Genomic DNA, 20,645 nt, shown 5'->3' on the forward strand with positions numbered 1-20,645 from the left:
AAAACACCGAAACACCATCAAGGCAGCACTACCGATGATTGGCCTCAACAACATTAGCATCAATGCCAAACTGCTTACCGGCTTTCTGTTTGTCGCCGCGGTGACCATGATCGTCGGTGGCGTCGGGATCTATGGCAAGAACCAGATCCAACAAAGTCTGAGTTATGTCGTGGACGTCCGCATCCCTGATCTTGAAGCCTTATCCCAGCTCAATGCTCAACGCATGAGCATCCGCGCTCAAACCCTGGACGTTTGGATCGATGAAAATGCTGAGCAGCAAGTTGCCCTGAACTCTTACAGGCGTATTCAGCAAGAGCGTAATGAGAGCTGGACGCTTGTGGATTCGGCATGGGAGCGATTGCAACAGACCCCGCGCGTGACTGAGCATACTCAGCAACTCATGGAGGAGTTAAAAGTCACCTATCAGGCTTGGCGTGATCACTACCAAGAGCTTGACCGCTATCTCGCGGGCTTTGTCAATAGCAATAACGATCTGCAACGCGCATCGCTTTATCGTCAGTACCGTACCGCAGTCGACCGCATGATCCCTACATCGGAGCGGCTTGGCGCGCTGTTCGAGCAGGTGATCGCCGCGGAAGACGAGCACTTTTCCGAGATGACAAAGGCTTCGGTTGCTTTAGCGAAGCGGCTCGAGCTGGTCATGCTCGTCGTCACCGTGATTGGCGTCTTGTTGGCCATTGCCCTGGGGCTGCTGCTCAATCGTCACATCTCTGGCCCAATGAAGCGAATCTCTTCCCTGCTCGCAACCATGGCGGAAGGTAATTTTTCCGTTGCAGCGGACAGCAACGATGTTCGCCGTGGCGATGAGCTGGGAGATTTAGCGAAAGCCGCCGCGACCTTGATCGCCAACATCCGCCAGATCATTAGTGACATCACCGGCAACGCGCAAACAGTGGCGTCCTCGGCAACGGAGCTGGCCAGCATCAGTACCCAGTCTGAACAAAGCGTGCAAGAGCTATCGAGCAGAACCAACACGGTAGCTGCCGCCGCTGAGGAGGCCAGCGCCAACACGGCTTCGGTCGCCGCCGCGATGCAGCAGGCGACAGCCAGTCTCTCGTCAGTGGCCAGTGCGACCGAAGAGATGAGCGCGACCATTGGCGAGATCGCCTCCAGCTCGGAGAAGGCGCGCTCCATCAGCACACAAGCCGGCACTCAGGCCAGCCAAGTCTCACAACTGATGCACAAGCTCGGCGATGCCGCGCAAGAGATTGGGCAGGTGACCGAGACCATCACCGATATCTCATCGCAGACCAATCTCCTAGCGCTGAATGCCACCATCGAGGCCGCTCGCGCCGGCTCTGCTGGCAAAGGCTTTGCCGTCGTCGCCAATGAGATCAAGGAACTCGCAAAGCAGACCGCAACCGCAACCGAGGACATCAAGCTCAAGATCAGTGGCGTCCAGAACAGCGCCGGCAGCGTGATCACCGACATTGAGCAGATCACCGGCGTGATTGGTGAGATCGGTCATATCGTATCTAGCATCGCCTCGGCGATCGAGCAACAGGCAACGGTCACCCAGGACGTCGCGGGCAATATCGCCCAAACCTCAGAAGGCGTGCGCATGGCCAATGATCAGGTGGGTGAAATCTCGACCGTCTCCGGATCGATTGCCCGTGATCTGGCAGCAGTGACCATCGCCACCGACGAGATCCGCACCGGCGGTGAGCAGGTCAGCGCGAGCTCGGCAGAATTGTCGCGCTTAGCGGAAGAGCTGCAGAGCATGGTGAGAAAGTTCTCGATGTAATGCGACCCCTGGTTTAGCGGGTGCTTTTACCGGACGCTTTTGCCGTGCATTTTTACCGGATAATTTCGCCGGATACCCTGACCAGATTGATGAGAACCGCCACGCCTCGAAGGCTATGCCCATGAACGCATCCAACCCACTAAAAGAAAAAGAATTAGTCACTGCGTTCCGACTCTGTGGCGGGCTGTTTGCCATCAATGCCCAACTGGTGCAGGAGGTGATTCGGGTTGGAGAGCTGACGCAAGTCTATGGGGCACCCGACGAGGTAGTTGGCATCCGTAATTTGCGCGGGCGCATCGTCACGGTGATTGACGCCGCGGCTCACCTCGATATTGGTCGCGTTGAGATCAGCCCGGAGGCTCGGTTATTAATCATTGAGCACCAGCAGGAGCACTATGGTTTTCTCGTCGATCAAGTCATCGAGGCCCTCAACCTAGACCAGGATCAGGTTGAGCCAGTCCCAAGTAGCCTCGAGCCGTCGCTGCGCTCCCGCCTGCTCGGGATCTGGCGCCACGGGGACGATTTGACAGCGATCCTTGATCCAGAGGTGCTGTTCAGATGGCCAGAGAAACAATGAACGTCCTGGTGGTCGATGACTCCAGCCTATTCCGCCGAGTCATTACCGAGGCGCTGAAGACATTCCCAGAGGTTGAGACCATCAGTCAAGCGCCCAATGGACGCCAGGCCTTGCTGAAACTGCAAGCGCTGCAGCCAGATCTAATGACGCTGGATATGGAAATGCCAGAAATAGATGGCTTAGCGGTACTGGAAGCGCTGAAGAAGCTGCCGAATCCGCCGATCGTCATCGTCTTGAGCACCCTGACCCACAAAGGCGGCCACCTGGCCATCAAGGCGATGCAACTGGGTGCGTTTGACTTTATCACCAAGCCGAGCGCAACCAACGCTGAGCAGAGCCTGAACCTTCTGCGAGAAGAGCTTGCCCCGCGCTTGAAGGCGCTCCGGGTGCGCGTCAACGTGCGCCAGATCCTCCGCGCGCAGCCGCAACGGCCGCCATCGAGCCCGCCCAGTCCAAGCGCAACGGCCGCCAAACCGCCAACAGCGAGCGCAGGTCTGCCACCAATTGGTCCGACGACCAAGAGCACCGACTTAGCGGCACCCCCCCACTCAGCACTGCAGCCTGAGGGAGTGCCAGCCTCGGCTCGCCAGGTCCGATTGCCCCCGCCCGAGATGGTCTTGATTGGTGTCTCCACCGGCGGGCCGAATGCCCTTGATTGTTTGATTCCGGCATTGCCCGCGGCGCTCGAGGTGCCGGTCCTGATCGTGCAGCACATGCCGCCCATCTTTACCAAATCATTAGCCGAGCATCTGGGTGAGCGCAGTGCGCTCAAGGTCTACGAGGCCGAGCATGACAGTGTCGCTGAGCCGGGCTCCGTCTATATCGCCCCAGGCGGGCGCCACATGAAACTTGCGCGTTCAGAACAGGGGCAGAAGATCATCCAAATCACCGATGCAGCGCCGGAAAATCATTGTCGGCCTTCGGTCGACTATCTGTTTCGCTCGGCCGCCAATCACTTCCCCGGCCGAGCCATCGCCTTGATCCTGACCGGAATGGGCAGTGATGGCACCCTAGGCCTCCGCCTATTGAAACGCCACGGCTGCTTTGTCATCGCACAAGACGAAGCCAGCTGTGTGGTCTATGGCATGCCCAAGGTCGCGATCGAGGCCGGGGTGGTGGATAGCGTGTTACCCCTCGACGCCATTGCTGATCGTGTGGTCGCCCGCGTCTCTGGGCGCGATCGGTGACCGTTCCGCCCCTCCAGGAGGATGAGCGATCCGCGTGGAGTAGCTTTATTGCCAGCCTATGCGGCGTGCGGCTGGATGCCAGCAAAGGCTATCTGATCGAGTCTCGTTTGGGTGCCTTGTTGCGCGAGACCCAATCGGGCGGATGGCGAGAACTCCTGCAGAAGATCAAGGCCGATCCGACCCGACAGCTGCAGGCCAAGGTCATCAGCGCCATCACCACCAACGAGACCTCGTTCTTCCGCGACCAGGCGCCGTTTCAGCTCTTGCGCCACAAACTGCTCCCGGAGCTGATCGATCGGCGCAACCGAGAGCGTATCAAGCCAGTCCCAATCCGGATTCTCAGCGCCGCCTGTTCGACCGGCCAGGAGGTCTACACGACCGCGATCGTCCTCAAAGAGGTGATCGGAGACCTCAGCGGCTATGACATTCGCATCCTCGGGCTCGACGTGTCTCAGGAGGCCATCGCCGCGGCCAGCTACGCGCATTACACACAGCTCGAGCTGACCCGAGGGATCTCGCCACTGCAGCTCAGCCGCTATTTTGAGCCAGCAGGGTCGCAATGGAAGGTGCGTGACGAATTGCGCGCAATGGCCACCTTCCGTCAAGCCAACCTGCTCGAGCCGATCGCGATCCCGGGCCGTTTCGACATCATCTTTTGTCGCAACGTCGCCATCTACTTCGACGAGCCGAACAAGATCCGCCTCTTCAAGGCCCTCGGCCGACTCCTCGCACCAGAGGGTGCGCTGCTCATCGGCAGCACCGAGTCGATCTCCGGCCTCTGTCCAGAATGGGAGCCACAACGCTATCTGCGCACGCTCTATTACACCAAGAAACGCTAAATCGAGGCAGGCCGGTTACGGCCAGCTCGCAGCCAATGTCTATCAGTCGTGCAGCCACGCGGCGACTCAACTGCCGTCTCTCGGTGGAGCGATCGTGCTGGGCCAATCAGCGGTTGCGCGGGATGAGATGTTTTGCTGAATCGCATCTTTCAGGGTACTAAACTCGATCGGCTTGCGCAGGATGAGGGTCGGCTCGCCCCAGTGATTAAGCGGCGAATCCCAGAGCGCCTGTTGGCCGGTCATCAAGATCACCGGTAGTGTTGGATACTGCCTGACCAAGCGCGCGTGCAGCTCCAGTCCGTCCATCACCGGCATCGCAATATCAGAGAGCACCAGGTCGACGGGCGTCTTCATCTGCGCCAATCGCTCAAGGGCCGCCTGGCCCTGCTCCGCGGTCTCGACCTCGATGCCGTTGACCCGCAAAACCCGTGATAACGCATCTCGCACGCGACGATCATCTTCGACCAATAGGATGTGCAGCCTATCCTTGTCTAACGGCGCTGCCTGGACGTCAGGGATGTCCGATTGCTCGATCAGCTCGCTCACGACCGACTGGCTCAAAACCGGCTCGCTCGCGGCTGGCTGGCTGGCATCTGGCTGGCTCGAGAGAGCATCCTTTGAGGGATTCTCAGCGCGAATCACCTCGCTCAATTCCAGCGCATGAATGCGAGGCTTCACGGTCGCTGGCTCAGTGGGCGGGGCCGCTGCTGGTGCATCGGCAGGCAGCAAGAGCCGGAAGCAACTGCCGGCACCGAGCTCAGAGTCGACGTTAAGGGCTGATTGGGTCCTTAACACGAATTCACGCACCATGAACAAACCAAAGCCATGCCCCCGACTCTTGGTCTTCGTGGTAAACAACGGCCGAAAGATTTTGCTGAGCAACTCCGGTGACAGGCCCGTGCCGTTGTCGCAGACCTGAATCTCAACACAATCCTGCGTCGGCAAGTCGCCAATGATCAGCGGAGTCTCCGCATCGCAGCGCCGGGGCCGGGCCGTTATCGTCAAGGTGCCTTCTTCATGGATGGCATCACGGGCATTCAACGAGAGGTTTAGCAGTGCCGATTGCAAAAATGCGCGGTTACTCAAGGCCTGCAATCCGGGCTTGAGGTCTAGCGCAAGGCGGATACGCGCAGGCAACACCTGCTCGATGATCTGCGCCAGCTCGGCGATCGTTTCCGTGATATCGAGCAGTTCAAGGGGAATCTTGCCGGAACTGCTCATTGTCAACATGCCAGAGGTGATGACCTTGGCTTGCCCTAAGGCACTGAGCGTCTCCGCAATAACTTGCTCGATCTCCGGGTCAGCATCCTGCTGATCCTCTAAGGCACTCGCAACGTAGAAGAGATTGGCGTCGATCACACCGAGCAGGTTGTTGAAGTCATGTGAGACGCCGCTGGCCAGGTGGCCAATGGTCTCGCGCTCCCGTGCTTCAACCAGATTCTCCTGCAGGTGCTGGCGATAGCGCACCGCGGCAATGCGCTGGGCCATCAGGCGTAACAACTGGCTCTGTCCAAGATCGAGCTGAGCAATCGCCGCGCTGCCATCAAGACTGCCATCGAGACTGAGTAATAGGCGCTCTGGATGACCGTCCGGCGTGAGTGAATCCAGCATCAAGCCGACCATGACCCGGTCATCCTGCTCCGTCGTCTGTCGCGCCTTCCTCGCATCGCTTCCTGAGATCAGTACTGGGCTGCCCAATTCGGCCTCGGCCTTGGCGACCAAGGCCTGCGGCAAGGCCGTCATCAGTGGATCATCGTCCTGAGAAACCCACAACAGGGGCTGATCGCTGCGACCATCATCGCCGATCAGCCAGACCGCGGCCTCCTGCAGTCTGAGGATACGACGTGCCATCCGGAGCACTGACTCGATCTGGTCCATATAGGGCTGTGACAGATTGACCACATCGATCATGTGCTCAAGCTGTTCAGCATAATCCGACAGCTCTTGCTCGGCCACACGCTGGCGATTGCGGGCGTCATGCAGCTCAGTAACGTTCTCGAGGATAGCCAACGCCAAGGGTTCGGCATCCAGGGTCGAGGATAACAGCGAGAGCCTCAGATCACCCCACAGCATGCTGCCGTCGCTACGCCAGTAGCGGCTAGTGAAGCGATAAGCCGGTTGTTCGGCGGCAAACAAGCCCTGAAACGCACCCAGCATCTCGCGCAGATCATCGGGGTGGGTAAAGGCGTCAAATCGCATCTGCATCCGGACCTCGGCCTTGGTACCAAGGAGCTGCAGCAAGGCCTGATTGACCAGTAGCGGACGACGATCTTGACCAACCAGCGCAATACCCAAAGGGGAATGTTCAAAGATCGCGCTCAGGCGCGCCTCGCTTTGGGCCACTCGCTGCAGCGCGCGTTGGCGCTCAGTGACGTCCCTTGTCGTGCCGCGATAGCCAAGCAGTTGACCATCATCGCCGAGCACAGGTGCACCGTCGATTGCCAGCCACAAGCGCTCGCCCGCCTCAGTTTGAAATGGCACGATGAGGTCTTCGAGCAGTTGTTGACGAGCCATGAGGTTGGCCAACTCGGCGTTGCGCTCCACCGCCTTATGCTGGCCCAGATAGTCGCTGTAATGACGCCCCAACAGCGCTGCAGGAGGATCACCGAGCACGGCCTCAGAGACATCGCTCACATAGGTAAACCGCCCCTGGGCGTCGACCTCCCAAGCGATCGTCCGGCTCTGCCGGGCAAGGGTGTCATAGCGCACATTGCTCTGGCGCAGCGCCCCCAGTGAGCGCGTGCGTTGTTCGCTCGCGACCAGGATGTTGGCGAACAGCTGCAGGAATTGCGTCTCGACGGTGCTCCATTGACGCGGCTGCCGCACCATCTCGACGCCAACAAATCCGAACAGCTGCCCCTCGAGCTGCAACGGCACCAAGACCAGGGCACAGGCCGTCTGCGCCTCATTTTTTTGCCGCTCCTTGACCCAAACGCTGGCGCCGAATTCAGCCACATCAGCAATCACTACCGGCTCACCGACGGCAAGCTGCGCGAGCATCATCGGTAGCTTGTCTGTGGCTTGACCTGCGTACTGCTGCAGCATCGGGGCAACGCCCTCAGCCGTGCACTCGAGGATCTTATCCACCTCGAGACCATCCGCACTGAACGCGAACAGGTAACTGCGGTCGGCACCGATGAAATCACCCACCCGCGCTAGCGCCTGCTCGGTATTGGCATGATTGGACTCATCGGACTCGCTGACAAAGCCGGTCGCCAGCGCCAGCAGTTCACTGACCATGGCCTCACGGCCGGCAAGCGCGGCCTCTGCCTGCTTACGCGCGGTGACATCGCGACCCACCCCAGTGATCGCCACCACATCGCCCTGGGCATCGCGAATCGCGGTGCTCGACCATTGCAGCCAGCGCCAACCATTCACGGTCTTCTCGCGCTGCTCGATGTTGTGGGTGTACGGCGGGACAAGCAGGCGTTCAATCTCTGCCGATGCGGTACTGCGGTCGTCAGGATGCACGAGCGGCAAGAAGCTATGGCCAAGCAGCTCATCCTCGCTATACCCGAAGGTGCGGCAATACGACGGACTCACAAATTCGAAGCGCCCCTGCAGATCGATGCGCACGATCAAGTCTTCGACATTCTCGACCATCAGCCGATAGCGTTCTTCTTGCCGGCGCAGCGAGTTCTCACTGTCACGCAAGCGCTCTAGGGTTTCGATCGCATCGGTCACATCCTGCTGCACCCCGATGTAATGCGTAACCTGTCCCTCATGGTCGCGCATCGGAGACAGATGCAGCGAGTTCCAGAACCGACTCCCATCCTTGCGGTAATTGCGCAAGATCACGCTGCAGGCGCCGCCATTACGCAGCGCATCACGCATCTGCTTGCGCGCCTCTTGCGAGCGATCCGCACCTTGCAGGAAGCGGCAATTGTTCCCGATGGTCTCAGCGGCGGTGTAGCCGGTCATGGCCTCGAACCCAGAATTGACGTAGCTCACCAGATCGTCGCCGTTGACACGCTCGGTGATCAGCACCCCTGTCTGCGCCTGCGACAGGGCCTCGATCAGCACCTGGTGCTTGTAGCGCAATTGCAGTGCGTCGAAGGCGACACCGGCAAGCCGAGCGGCAACCTCCATCACATCGTGGGCAAAGGCGGCATCGATCGCATCCTGCTGATGTCTGGCACCCTGCTCCTCGAGCGCGATCAGGACCCTGGTATGACCGGCTATCGGCAACACCCGTCCCTGTAGCACAAGGGCCCCAAGCTGCGCAGAAGGACCTGCAGTCGAGGCAGTCGCTGCAGCTCCGATGTTTGTCACCTCCACTGGACAGCACTCAGAGGTGCGCAGCGCTTGCTCACAGCAGGTGATGAACGTGGGATTGGCGGCGATGTGAGTCAGATCGACGCCAGCGACCGAGGTTCGCGCAGGTCGCATCGATTTGAGCTCACCATTGGGTGACTGCCTCAGCAGCAGACAGGCGTAGCCGGGCAACACCCTCTCCAGCTCGACAGCCAGCGACTCACTAAACCCGACCTCATCAGCCTGTTGCTCAATCAGCTCGGCGAGCAACTTGGCTTGCAAACTGGCAATCGCCTGCTGCTGGCTCTGGCGCTGTTTCTCTTGCTCGAGCTGCTGAAAGCTTGTGCGCAGGGAGAGCGCCATCCCGGCAATGGACTCGGCCAGCTCATCGGCCTCGCGGATGGGCGTCTTGCTCAAGCGCCCAATCGGCTCTGTACCGGCAATGACCTCTGGCAGATGCTGGGTCGACGCGATCAGCTGGTGCAACGGCCGCGTTAGCCAGGCGCTGAGCCAGCGGGCGATGGCGATCGCGAACAACGCCAACGCAAGCAAAACCGAGAACAGCTCCAACAGCCGTTGCTGGACCTGGTCACGTAATGGTGAGGCAAACGCGGCAGGATCGAGCGACAACCGCGGATCGAGGGTAAACGAGGACACCAAATCCTGGTTCTGCCAAACGCTGAGCGACAAGGCCGGCAACAGCAGCGATAGCACGAGCACGTTGAATGAGATCCGATCGAAGGTAATCGCTCGGCGCAGATCCAAAACCAACGCGACCGCCAGCGTCACCAGCCCAGCGGCGGCTGCATTGATGATGCCGTTGAGCGCCTGCTTGAGCGCGATCAGCCAGATCGCTACCCACTCCAGCCCAAGCGTGACATGGTATAAGACCAAGGTCAGCGGTATGCCGAGGGCCACCCAAAACAAGGCATCGGCCGCGGCGAATGCCGGTTGTTGACGGCAATGGCGTGCCTCGCGCAGCCGCAGCCAGGCGACGAAGCCGATCTCGACCACCTGAATGACCATGGCGTAAGGATGCCCCCAAAGCACCCAGGTCGCGCTGCCAGCGAGTGCGGCCACCAGCAGACCCGCACGCGGGCCAAGCCAAAACAGGGCCAGGAATGCTGGGATGGAGCCGAACAAGAGCGCGAAACCGAAAAATAACGGTAACGTGATCGTGTTCCCGACAACGGCCCATAGCCCCAGCAGCAAAAAGATCGCAAGCCGGATCGAAGGGGACACACTGTTGAGCAAAGGGGCAGCAGCATCGCAAGCGAGGCTGCTAGGAGATTTTTGGTGCAAAAAGACCTCGCAGAAAAGGTGAGGCACGTTTGGATCGGAGCCTAGCCTGAGAGCCCTAAGTCGGTCAGATCTTCACCGCAGCACTGTGATCTGGTTCACAGCTCAGAGCGCGCAGCGGTCAAACAAATTAACTATTCTCTCAGATTGCCGCCAGAGACTAGGCTAGAATCCGCAACGACGATTTTGAAGAAGAGCGAGAGCTGTTGCCGAGGCGCGCATAAGTCGCCATCACAACCAGGATTTACCAAGGCATCTCGCGTTCGCGAACTGCGACAAATGAAAGACTTATGATTCTCACCTGCTTGGATGATGACCCACGGATGGAGCGAACCCTGCGCCGGTTTGCCGGCTCGCTTGGCCACAAGGTCCGTTTTCAGACGACCAGCCGAGGCCTACGCGAAGACATGGAACACCAGGTGCCAGATGTCGTGGTGCTGGACTTGGGCTTGGGCACTGAAACCGGCGTCGACGTCCTCGGCTGGCTCGCTGAGCATCACGCGAACGTTCCGGTCGTCTTTCTGTCCGGACACGCTGACGAGTTGCTAGATACCGCCAGGCGCATTGCCCAAGGCAACGGGCTGGCCGTTTACGGTGCCATCAATAAGGCTAACCTCGTGCGCGAGCTTCCCGAAGTGCTCGCACGCTGCCGGCCACCAGAACGCCCCAAAAAGACGCCCGCGCAGCCGCAGGAAGCGCTTGATGTTGAGACCCTGCGTGAGCACCTGAGCGCCGGGCGCATCAAACCTTACTTCCAGCCGATTCTGCTGGCGAGCAGCCTGAAACCGGTCGGCGCCGAAGTCTTGGCCCGTTTATCCCTGCCCGATGGCAGCGTCCTCGGCGCCGGCGCCTTCATCCCGCTCGCCGAACGCTCAGGGCTGATCATGGAGCTGACCCGCGTCCTCAGCGAGCGACTGATCGAGCTCGAGCCACGCCTGAGGCCACTGGGGCTCGACTTTATCTCGGTTAATCTGTCGGCGGCTAACGTCGAAAGCACCCAGGCTGCAGCGATGGTGAAACACCTAGTCGATGCCTTTGCTGGCAGCAGCCGCATCATGATCGAGCTGACCGAGACCGCCGTTCTGCCGGACCTGCAACAGATGCGTGAGCTGACCACGCAATTGCGACTTGGCGGCGCCTCCTTGGCCATCGATGACTTTGGCATCGGCTACTCGAGCATCCGCGCCCTCGCCGAGCTCCCCTATGACGCTTTGAAGATCGATCTCTCGTTCGTTGCCGAGATGTTCGACTCCGAGAAATCCGCCAATCTGATCGCCTCAATGGTGCATATGGCCCACAGCCTGCACCTCAAGGTCGTGGCCGAGGGCGTCGAGACCGAAGCGCAACGCGATCGGCTGATCGAGATGGGCGTCGATCGCTTGCAAGGCTACCTCTTTGGTCGGCCGGTACCGATCGAGCAATTTGTGCTCTGACCACCGATTGGTCCACTGACAACCCTTACCACGATGGGCGACAAGGCCAGCATCATCGTCGTCGAAGACGATCACCGCATGGGCTCCGCGCTCCAGCGCAACCTGATCAAGGCCGGCTACCAGGTCACCCTCAGCGATAGCAGTCAATCGCTGCGCCTGGCCTACCGCAAAACCGCAGCCGATCTGGTCCTGCTCGATCTCAATCTCGGCAACGAGGATGGCATCGACATCGCGCGCGAGCTGGTCGCGACCACCTCGGTCGCGGTGATCATCATCACCGGACGCATGGAGCTGGAAGATCGCATCGAAGGCCTGGACGCCGGCGCTGACGACTACATCGTCAAACCCTTTGCGACCGATGAGCTGCTCGCCCGGATTCGCGCTGTCTTACGTCGACGCGCACTCGAGCGGGCGCCCGCGGGGATGATCGAGCTGGGCCCATTTCGCTTGGATACGACCAACCAATCCTTGAGCCGAGAGGGCGTATCAACCCCAGCCTTGACCCTGACCGGAACTGAGGCTCGCATCTTGGGGATCTTGCTTCGACAACATAACCGCGCCGTGAGTCGCGAACGGCTCAGCAACCGCGGCCCACAAGACCCGGGCGATCGCAGCATCGATGTCCATGTCGGCAATATCCGCCGCAAGCTCCGCGAAGCGGGTTTCGATGAGCTGGTCATTGGCCCGATACGCGGCTTTGGCTACCGCTTGCGGCTCGAAGGCAAGGACGCCGTCCCGAGCCAAGCAGACCTCAGCTGACATCCTCGACGGATATCCGCGACTGAGCCCTCGACGAAGCCCCTCGACCGACGGACTCGGCCGCTGTCATCGCGACAGCCAACCCACTCAGCCCGCTCGCCACCTCCGACCAACTTAACAACTCTTTACCAAACCCATCCTCGGGTTGTTTTAGCATCTTCATCAACGGTAGCAAGTCCGCGGGAGCAACCTCCCCGATGCATGCTCCAGGCGGCGAAAAGACCAACGCCGCCGCAGGCAGAACCAGCTCATTTTGGATGATCATTATGCTAAATACCCAGAAGATCAAAGTGCTTTGCATTGATGACTCGGCCAGCGTCCGCGAGCTGCTCTGCGAGATCATCAACGGTGAACCAGATATGCAAGTGGTTGCCGTCGCCTCTGACCCGATCGAGGCACGCGAATTGATCAAGATCCACAACCCGGACGTGCTGACCCTAGACATCAAGATGCCGCGCATGGACGGCCTAGACTTTCTCGAGCGCCTGATGCGCCTGCGCCCGATGCCCGTGCTGATGATCTCCTCGCGCACCCAGCCGGGTACCGAGGAAACCCGGCGCGCCTTGGCGCTCGGCGCACGGGATGTCGTCGCCAAGCCGCAGATCGGCATGCGTAAAGGCCTCGAAGCCGAGCGCACAGGGATCATCGCCAAGATCCGCGCTGCGGCGCGCTCGCACGCCCTGCTGCCCAAGCCACGCCCGATTTCAGCACCGATTCGGTTGGCCCGTCCGATCCCGGCAACCGCGGCGGGTCTCACAGCGAACGACGAGCTGCTCTTCATCGGCGCCTCCACCGGCGGCACCGAGGCCATCCGCAGCGTGCTCGAACAACTGCCAGCCGGCAGCCCACCGGTGTTGATCGTTCAGCACATGCCCGCCGGGTTCACCCGCTCGTTTGCCGAACGGCTTAACCGCAGCAGTCTGCTCTCGGTGAAAGAGGCCGAGGACGGCGAGCCCTTGCTGTGGGGACATGCGTACATTGCCCCGGGTGACCAGCACCTCAAGGTCGAACGCCGCGGCAACCAATACGTTGCGCGCCTCGATGCGGGCCCGGAAGTGAACCGCCATCGACCCTCAGTCGACGTGCTGTTTTATTCGGCCGCTGAGCAGGTCGGCAAGCGAGCCAGAGCCGCGCTCCTGACCGGCATGGGCAAGGATGGCGCTGCAGGCCTACTGGCGATGCGCGAGGCCGGCGCGCTGACGATCGCTCAGGATGAAGCCAGCTCGGTCGTCTTTGGCATGCCGCGAGAAGCCATTCTGCAAGGCGCCGCAAGTGAGGTCGCCGCGCTGGAACAGGTACCGCAACGGCTGATGGCCAACAGCATCGCTCGCGGTCAGCAGCAGACGCTCCAGCAGCCGACGCTCGATCGCCGTGAGCGACCAGTATCGCAAGCACCTGGGCTCATTCCCGGGCCCAAGCCCATTCGCAGGCTTGTCCAGCCACAACAGGGGTCCGCACGGGCGCGCCTCGCTGCAGCCCGATAGGTGCTAACACTACAACGGCCTCCGCCCTGCCGAGGCCGTTTCTCAAAATGGCCATCCATCCATCGATCCAGGAAGGTTTTATCACCCCCGGACTTTCGGTGATACTAGGCACATGTTGTTGCTCTGTTGTGTGGCCATGCGGGCCGACTCTCTGTTGGCCCAGCGACCTTGCCGATCCGCCGACAAGCAATGCCGTCTCAAGGGGCCGCGCTGATGGCTCGATGGTTCCGGGATCAGACATCCAGCCAACGCAAACAACAGTCGTCACTGCGTCAAGGCATCCAGTCGCTTAGCTTGCTGCTGCTATTGGCCGCTAGCGCGGCAGCGGGTAGCCTGTTTTATCTGCCCCTTTTTTACGGCCTGCACTTCACGTTCGGGCTCGTCCCCCTGCTGTTGGCCGTCGTCTGGCTTGGCCTGCCAGCGGCGCTGATCACGGCTGTCGCCTTGGCCAGCGTGACCTCGCTGCAATGTGGCCATCCGTTTGTTTTTGCGCTCATTGGAGCACAGGTTGTCTTCCTGTCTGCGTCCCTCGCCTGGGCCCGGCGAGCCGGGCGCGAGCGGCCCGCCCTGCCCCTGTTGATCGGACTCTTTTGGCTGCTGCTTGGCACGCCCCTGACCCTCGCTTGCACGTTGATCGGGCGCGAACTCAGCATCGATACCGCGCTGTTGTCCTTACTGACGCATGTCGTCAACGACATCATCAATGCGGTGCTCGCTGAACTGGTGCTGATCCTGGTCGCCGTGCTACAGAGACGTCCAGCCAGCATCTCCCATCGCGATCTGCTCTTTACGCTGATCAATGCCGGCACCCTGCTCCCGGCAGCGACCCTGATCTTGATCGGCACCCGTGACCTCCAATACCGGCTCGAGTCCGAACTGACCCAGCAGCTGCAGCTGTTTGGCGCCGCGGCGGAGGAGATGCTGATCGCAACAGCGGCGCAGTCTCCAGCACCAAGCGCGTTGGCTCAAGCCACTGAGCGGCTTGAATCCCGACTCGCCCAGCAGCTACCGCAGACCGCGGAGCCATCCATTCAAAGACTGCCGCTGGTCGTTGCTGAGGTTGATGACTTGGCACACCCCTTCGCCCAACACGACGGTCTGCAGTTGATCAACGCCACCGGTGAGCCACCCATCAACCTGGTCGACTGGCAACAGGTGCGCTACCGCTTTAGCCAGCCGTTAGCGGCTATCGAGGGTATCACCGGGCTCCGTATCGAACTCAACAGCGAGCCAGTGATCGACAAGGTCCATGCTTGGCTGCGGCCCTGGTTGGTGATGCTGACGGTTTGGACGGCGATCGCGCTCATCGCGGCCGCTTGGCTGAGCCGATGGCTGGCAAAGCCGCTGCAAGACCTGATCGCTGCGGCGGAATCACTCCCCGCCCTCATCGACTCCGGCGCCCCAATGCCAGCGTTGCCACCAAGCCGGATCAAGGAGCAGGTCATGGCCGCTCGCGCCCTGACCGCGATTGGCGAACGCCTCCAAGCCAGTTTCACGCGCTTGGTCGCGGAGCGAGATCAGGAGCGCGAGCAGCGCGCGCTGCGCCGCGAGCATCAGTTTATGCTCGATGCGCTCTCTCAAGCCGAGACCGGCATCGTCATCGCCGAGCGGACCGGCGATGGAGACCATCCGGTGCGTTTCGTCAGCAAGGGCTTCGAGAGCCTCACGGGCTATACGTCCGAGGAGATGCTCGGCCAAGACTGTCGAATACTGCAGGGTACCGATCGCGATCAGCCCGAACGCCAGGCGCTGCGCGCTGCGCTCGCCGAGGGCAAGCCCTGCCGAACCACGCTGCGCAACTATCGCAAGGACGGCAGCCTGTTCTGGTGCACCGTCAACCTGACCCCAGTGATCGATGCTGAAGGCAGGATCACCCATTATATCGGTGTGCAGCGCGACGACACCGAACGACGCGAGGCGCTCGAGCGGCTCAGTGCCAATGAGGCGCGGCTGCTCGAGCTGACCGAGACCATCGAAGAGGTGTTCTGGGTCTACGAGCTCGAACAGGATCGGCTGATCTATGTCAGTCGCGCCTTCGAAACCATCTGGGAGCGACCGATCGCCGCCGTCTGCGCGGATCGCAACGTCTGGCGCGAAAGCATCCATCCGGCTGATCGTGAACAGGTGCTCCTGAGTCGCGAGGCGCTGGTGACAGGAGGTCATCTCGATACCGTCGAATACCGGATTCTGACCCCGGCCGGCGAGCTCAAATGGATCGCTGACCGCCGCTTCCTGATCCGCGATGCCGCTGGCCGACCCTGTCGCGTCGTCGGCGTCGCCGCCGAGATCACCGACCGCAAGGCAGTCGAGAAAGCACTCTGGGAGCAGCGCCAGCGCCTCGAGCAGATCATCGAAGGCGCCCGTGTCGGCACCTGGGACTGGCGCTTGCAGAGCGAAGAGATCCGCTGCAACGATCGCTGGGCCGAGATGCTCGGCTACACCCTGACCGAGCTGCAGCCAACCAACCAGACCACCTGGAAACAGCGACTCCACCCTGATGATCAACCCAGCATCGAACAGCACCTGAAGGCCCATCTCGACGGCGACACGGCGCTCTTCGAGTGCGAGTTCCGGATGCAGCACAAAGCCGGCCATTGGGTCTGGATTCAGAGCACCGGCCGCATCGTCGAGCGCAGCCCGGATGGCCAAGCACTGCGCATGATTGGTATCCATCTCGAGATCAGCGAGCGCAAGCAGGCCGAGCTCGAGCTGATCGCACGCGAACGGCTAGAGCGCGAGCTCGTCGCCCTCACCACGGCCTTTGTCGGTCCTACCACGCTCGCGTCTGGCGACCTGATCCAACAAACGCTGGCAAAGATTGGGCAACTGACCAGCGCGGATCGCGCCTATCTGTTTCTGGCCGACAGTGGCACCGAATCCTTCAGCAACACCGACGAATGGGTCGCACCTGGCGTCACTGCCAGCATCGACAGCCTGCAAGGTATCCGCACCAGCGAATTAGGCCCAATGCTGAGCCTGCTCACTGAAGCGGAAGCCGTTGTCATTGCGCGTGTCGCCGACCTTGGCGAAGACTGGGCTCTGCTGCGCAAAGACCTCGAGCGGCAACAGATTCAATCGCTGCTGCTGGTGCCGCTCATGGACAAGCAAGGCTTGATGGGCTTCGTCGGTCTGGATGCCGTGCGTCAGCAACGCGACTGGGCAAGATCTGATTTGCATCTGCTCAGCGGCCTGGCCGGCGCCCTGGTTGGCGCCCTGCAGCGGGAGCGCGTCCTCGCCGATCTGCGCAGCAGCACCGAGCGCTACGATGCCCTAGCGTTACAGAGCCGCATGATGACCTGGGAGATCGACAGCGACGGCATCTACACCTATGTCAACCCGGTCGCCAAGACCCTGCTCGGCTATGCCCCCGAGACGTTGATCGGTCACAAGGCCTTCTACGACCTCATCCCGGAGCCCGAGCGCGCGGCGCTCAAGGCGAAGGCGTTCGCGCTGATGCAGCAGTCCCAGCCCTGGAACGCGCTGCTGTGTCCGCTGCTCAAGGCCGATCGCCAGCGACTCTGGACCAGTGTCGATGGTCAGCCGATCTTTGGCGCCGATGGCAGCCTGCGCGGCTATCGCGGCAGCACCCTCGATGTCACCGATGTGCAGCAGGCCGAGCGTCAGCGACGCACGGCCGAGCAAGCTCTGCAACACTATGCCGAAAATCTCGAGCGCTTGGTCGACCTCAGCAACCGTGGACTCGAGCCCACTGATGAGGCCGCTGCGCTGCTCGAGATCGCCAACGAGGCGCTTGACATGGCGATCTCGGAAACCGGTTGGCGCCGGCCTAACAAGCCCTATCACCGCTTGGTGCGCATCCCAGCCAACGCCGCCGAACCCTCTGGGCTCGCCGCACGCGCCGTCACTGAGGCACTGTTTGCCGACCCTGATCAGCTCTCCGATCAGCCACGGTTGATCACGGGCGAGTTGGTGCCAAAACCGATTCGCGCCCAAGGCTATAGCAGCCTGATTCTGCTCGCCTCACGCTGGCCAAGCGACGATTCACCACCGAGATGGCTCGTGACCCAACTCTGGAGCGCCAGACCGCACGTTCATCTCAGCAGCGCGGAGCGCGAGCTGCTGCGGTTCATCAGTCAGCGCATCGCTACCATTCAGCACGAAGCCCAGCTCGCTCAGGATCTCGTCAATGCCAAAGAACGCGAAACCATTGGTCATCTCGCCAGTGGCGTTGCGCATGATTTCAACAATGTGCTGGCCGTACTCGACGCCAATCTCTACTTTCTGCGCAGCTTCGTCAGCTCGAGCCCAGCGGACGACGAAAGCCATCAGGTGATCGATGAGATGACCAGCGTCCTCGGCCAGGCCAAGGTCATCACCTCGGGCATGCTGGCCTTGAGCCGAGCCGGTGGTGTACCGCTGCGCCCGACTCCGCTCGAGCCGCCACTCACAGAGCTCTCGGATATTCTGCGCATGATGCTGCCAGAATCGGTGCACTGGCAGCTCGAGATCGAGCCGGGACTGAGCGCCAAGACCAGCGCCGGCTTTCTGCAAGCGGCCTTGCTCAACTTAGCCCTGAATGGCCGCGACGCCATGCCCGAAGGCGGCGAACTCAGCATCACCGCTCAACGTAAGCATTGGCCGGGCTATCCGTCGCTGATGGTGGGCGATCTCAGCGCCGGCGACTATGCCATCATTCAGGTCAGCGATACCGGGAGCGGCATCCCCGAGCCGGTGATCCAGCGCATGTTCGAGCCCCTGTTCTCAACCAAGACGCAACAACGTGGCCACGGCCTCGGCCTCTTCATGGTGCGTGAGTTCGTCTCGCGCTCCGGCGCCGGCCTGACGGTTCGCTCGACCCTAGGTCGTGGTACCCAGATGCAATTCCTGTTGCCTCTAGCCTAGCCCAGTTGGCCCTTCCACCGTCCACCCTTCTTACTTCACCCTTCACTTATTTTGGAAGGCTTTTTTGCTCAAGCCTCAGCAAGTCTCGGTGATGCGCTCCCGGCTGATGCCCTCGGCCATGAGACCGAGCACGGTTCCCACTGTGACCCTAAGACCTCGGAGGCAGGGCTTGCCGCCCATCACCGCCGGATTCAAGGTGATTCGATCAATGTCCATGGTGATCCTCAAAAACCGGTTCGCGAACGGGTCGTGTTGTGAATCTGTGCATGGAAAAGGATGCGGATGGCCGCCAGGGCGCGTTCCTCCACGCTGACCAGGGTCACCAGCACCGCGGCTAGCCGAACAATTCAGCGTGCGTGCCAGCCCGCACCAAAATCACCAGACCACGCTTGCCGACATCCTCAACCCGGTAGGCCAACAGGAAGTCGCCACCGATGTGACACTCCCGATGCCCAATCCACTCGCCACCCAAGGGATGATCCTTCCACTCCGGTGCGAGCGGAGCATCGTTGGCGATCAATAGCATCATCGCTTCCTTGAGCCGGGTCATGTCGAACCGGCCAGAGCCTGTCAGCCGCTCCCAGTCCTTGCGAAAACGCTTCGCATAGTCAGCGGCACGCGGACAGACGGCGCGCTTACTGGCCGTTGTTCTTTTCGAGGTCATCAAAGAGTTCGGTCGCACTGTTGAAGCGGGCGCGATGCGCGCTGGCCATGACATCAGCCTCGGCCATTGCTATGCGTGTTTCAGCGTTCGGCACCTTCAGCGCAAAAGGCAGCTGCTGCTCCGCCACGACGCGGGTGAGAAAAACGCGAACCGCATCGGAAACCGACAAACCCATGGCCGCCAAGGTTTCCGTGGCCTGCGCCTTGGTTTGCTCATCGATACGAACATGAACCATCGACGTGGTGGGCATCATGATCTCCTGCTTTCTGTGTCATTGACTGAGATACAGCGTATCTCAGTCATTGTCGGCTTTCAATCGAGCTCACGCGCGAGCGCTACGCTGCGCCGGCTGGTGGCCGAGGGGACAGCGACGGTGGCTGGCCGCTCGGATGCCAGATTTGGGTGTGCGACGTTCTTCCCAAACAGACTCTTTCTCCACCGCATCCATGAAACCTTCCACCGTGAAACCTGTTGGGTAAAGCGATGCCTCGGCGTGAGCATCGTCCACTATCGCAAGCTCATCTTCTTGATATCGACCGGAAAGGATGCCCTCCGGATCGTTCAACAAATGCCGGTCGTCCCGCAGTGCAATCAATACCTCCTCCAGGGATACCTTGAGAAAGCCGCTGAATCGCTGATGGTCGCATTCGATCGAGGTATCGACGATCCAGCCATGGACCGAGACTGAGCCAGTGTCACCCGTGAGATTCAACGAAGCGGCCAGATCCGATCCCTCGGCCAGGGCACGCTCGACGGCTGGAACCTTGCGGCGCAATTGGTGGCCGGCTTTGCGCAGTGTCGTCGTTCCGTGCAGCCAGGCATCGCGCTGCGACTGTCTGATGAAAGTCGATTTCACTTCCAACACCAGTACGATCCTACCCAGTGCGCAGATGAGATCGACCTCGCCCACGCGGGCATCGGATGCGTTCACGGGTTGCCAGTTCAGCACGACGCGGAATCCACGCGATTCGAAGAGTCGGCCGAGTTGTTCCTCGATACGCCGCGTTTCGAGCCTGGCGTCGCCGCGTCGCGCGCCAATCCGTCGAAGATTGTTGATGGCGGCGGTGTTGTTGTTTTGCAGACCGAAGATCCAGGGTAACTGGATCAACAGTTGACCCAGTTTCAGGATCGGACGCTCAAACAATTTCGGATCAAGTCCCGGCTCTCCCCGGCGGAGCCGCGCAGCCAAAGTCAACCAATCGCTTGTCCAAAAATCAAGGATAGCCGCCGCCATTGATGCACTGCCGCGTGGCGACTGATTGCTGACGGTCCAGCCGATGATGTTCTTGATCTTCGCCTTGCGGTCAGACCAGGTAAGCGGAAAGCGGTTTTGCCCCGTTGCCATGCCTTCCAGAGCAAGCCGGCTCAGTGCCGGTGCCCAATGCCCGGCTTCCTTGAGATGTTTACCTCGGGTTGCTGGCTTGCTATCGAGATAGGCGTCGACGACGGTCTCGGTCGCCAAAAGCGCTGATGCGCCAGCTTCGAGTTGTTGTGCAAACAGCCTGTCGTACAAGTTGACTC

13 protein-coding genes are annotated in these 20,645 nt (G+C 60.8%); 8 read left to right on the forward strand and 5 right to left on the reverse strand.

Going from position 1 to position 20,645, the window contains the following annotated elements; genetic code table 11:
- The first annotated feature begins 34 nt into the window (after positions 1-34).
- From CKO42_RS06990 to CKO42_RS07005, 4 genes are all read left to right on the forward strand, one after another.
- Entirely contained in the window at positions 35-1,765 is a 1,731-nt protein-coding gene (locus tag CKO42_RS06990; protein WP_200241075.1) for a methyl-accepting chemotaxis protein, read from the forward strand.
- Between the two features lie 121 nt (positions 1,766-1,886).
- Positions 1,887-2,342, forward strand: a complete 456-nt coding sequence (locus CKO42_RS06995) for a chemotaxis protein CheW (RefSeq protein ID WP_242479182.1) — start codon at positions 1,887-1,889, stop codon at positions 2,340-2,342.
- On the forward strand, positions 2,324-3,529 hold the full coding sequence (locus CKO42_RS07000) for a protein-glutamate methylesterase/protein-glutamine glutaminase (RefSeq protein WP_200241078.1): 1,206 nt from the start codon (positions 2,324-2,326) through the stop codon (positions 3,527-3,529). Before CKO42_RS06995 ends, CKO42_RS07000 begins: the two co-directional genes overlap by 19 nt.
- The gene (locus CKO42_RS07005; RefSeq protein WP_200241079.1) at positions 3,526-4,368 is read left to right on the forward strand and encodes a CheR family methyltransferase; all 843 of its coding nucleotides are present in this window, start codon (positions 3,526-3,528) and stop codon (positions 4,366-4,368) included. Before CKO42_RS07000 ends, CKO42_RS07005 begins: the two co-directional genes overlap by 4 nt.
- Before the next feature lie 66 nt (positions 4,369-4,434).
- Here CKO42_RS07005 and CKO42_RS07010 read toward each other — a convergent pair whose 3' ends face one another.
- On the reverse strand, positions 4,435-9,864 hold the full coding sequence (locus CKO42_RS07010) for a PAS domain S-box protein (RefSeq protein WP_200241080.1): 5,430 nt from the start codon (positions 9,862-9,864) through the stop codon (positions 4,435-4,437).
- A gap of 347 nt (positions 9,865-10,211) precedes the next feature.
- Here CKO42_RS07010 and CKO42_RS07015 point away from each other — a divergent pair, with 347 nt between their 5' ends.
- The 4 genes from CKO42_RS07015 (at position 10,212) to CKO42_RS28465 (ending at position 18,460) form a co-directional block, all read left to right on the forward strand.
- A complete protein-coding gene (locus tag CKO42_RS07015; RefSeq protein WP_200241081.1) occupies positions 10,212-11,354 on the forward strand; it encodes an EAL domain-containing response regulator in 1,143 nt (380 codons plus the stop codon).
- 33 nt (positions 11,355-11,387) lie between these two features.
- On the forward strand, positions 11,388-12,113 hold the full coding sequence (locus CKO42_RS07020) for a response regulator transcription factor (RefSeq protein ID WP_200241082.1): 726 nt from the start codon (positions 11,388-11,390) through the stop codon (positions 12,111-12,113).
- A 263-nt stretch (positions 12,114-12,376) separates the two neighbouring features.
- Positions 12,377-13,597: a protein-glutamate methylesterase/protein-glutamine glutaminase gene (locus tag CKO42_RS07025; RefSeq protein WP_420844279.1), complete on the forward strand. Its 1,221-nt coding sequence runs from the start codon at positions 12,377-12,379 to the stop codon at positions 13,595-13,597.
- Positions 13,598-13,810: 213 nt separating this feature from the next.
- Complete coding sequence (locus CKO42_RS28465) at positions 13,811-18,460, forward strand: PAS domain-containing protein (RefSeq protein WP_200241093.1); 4,650 nt, start codon at positions 13,811-13,813, stop codon at positions 18,458-18,460.
- 75 nt (positions 18,461-18,535) lie between these two features.
- Here the strand turns inward: CKO42_RS28465 and CKO42_RS07035 are convergent, their stop codons facing one another.
- The 4 genes from CKO42_RS07035 to CKO42_RS07050 all read right to left on the reverse strand — a co-directional run bounded on the left by CKO42_RS07035 (position 18,536) and on the right by CKO42_RS07050 (position 20,637).
- On the reverse strand, positions 18,536-18,676 hold the full coding sequence (locus tag CKO42_RS07035; protein ID WP_200241095.1) for a DUF433 domain-containing protein: 141 nt from the start codon (positions 18,674-18,676) through the stop codon (positions 18,536-18,538).
- Positions 18,677-18,794: 118 nt separating this feature from the next.
- A complete protein-coding gene (locus tag CKO42_RS07040) occupies positions 18,795-19,124 on the reverse strand; it encodes a type II toxin-antitoxin system YafQ family toxin (protein WP_200241097.1) in 330 nt (109 codons plus the stop codon).
- Positions 19,096-19,374: a type II toxin-antitoxin system RelB/DinJ family antitoxin gene (locus CKO42_RS07045; protein ID WP_200241099.1), complete on the reverse strand. Its 279-nt coding sequence runs from the start codon at positions 19,372-19,374 to the stop codon at positions 19,096-19,098. The genes CKO42_RS07040 and CKO42_RS07045 overlap by 29 nt, the downstream gene beginning before the upstream one ends.
- Positions 19,375-19,446: 72 nt before the next feature.
- Positions 19,447-20,637, reverse strand: a complete 1,191-nt coding sequence (locus CKO42_RS07050) for a hypothetical protein (protein WP_200241101.1) — start codon at positions 20,635-20,637, stop codon at positions 19,447-19,449.
- Between the last annotated feature and the right edge of the window lie 8 nt (positions 20,638-20,645).

The organism is Lamprobacter modestohalophilus, assembly GCF_016583905.1.
Lineage (GTDB): Bacteria > Pseudomonadota > Gammaproteobacteria > Chromatiales > Chromatiaceae > Lamprobacter > Lamprobacter modestohalophilus.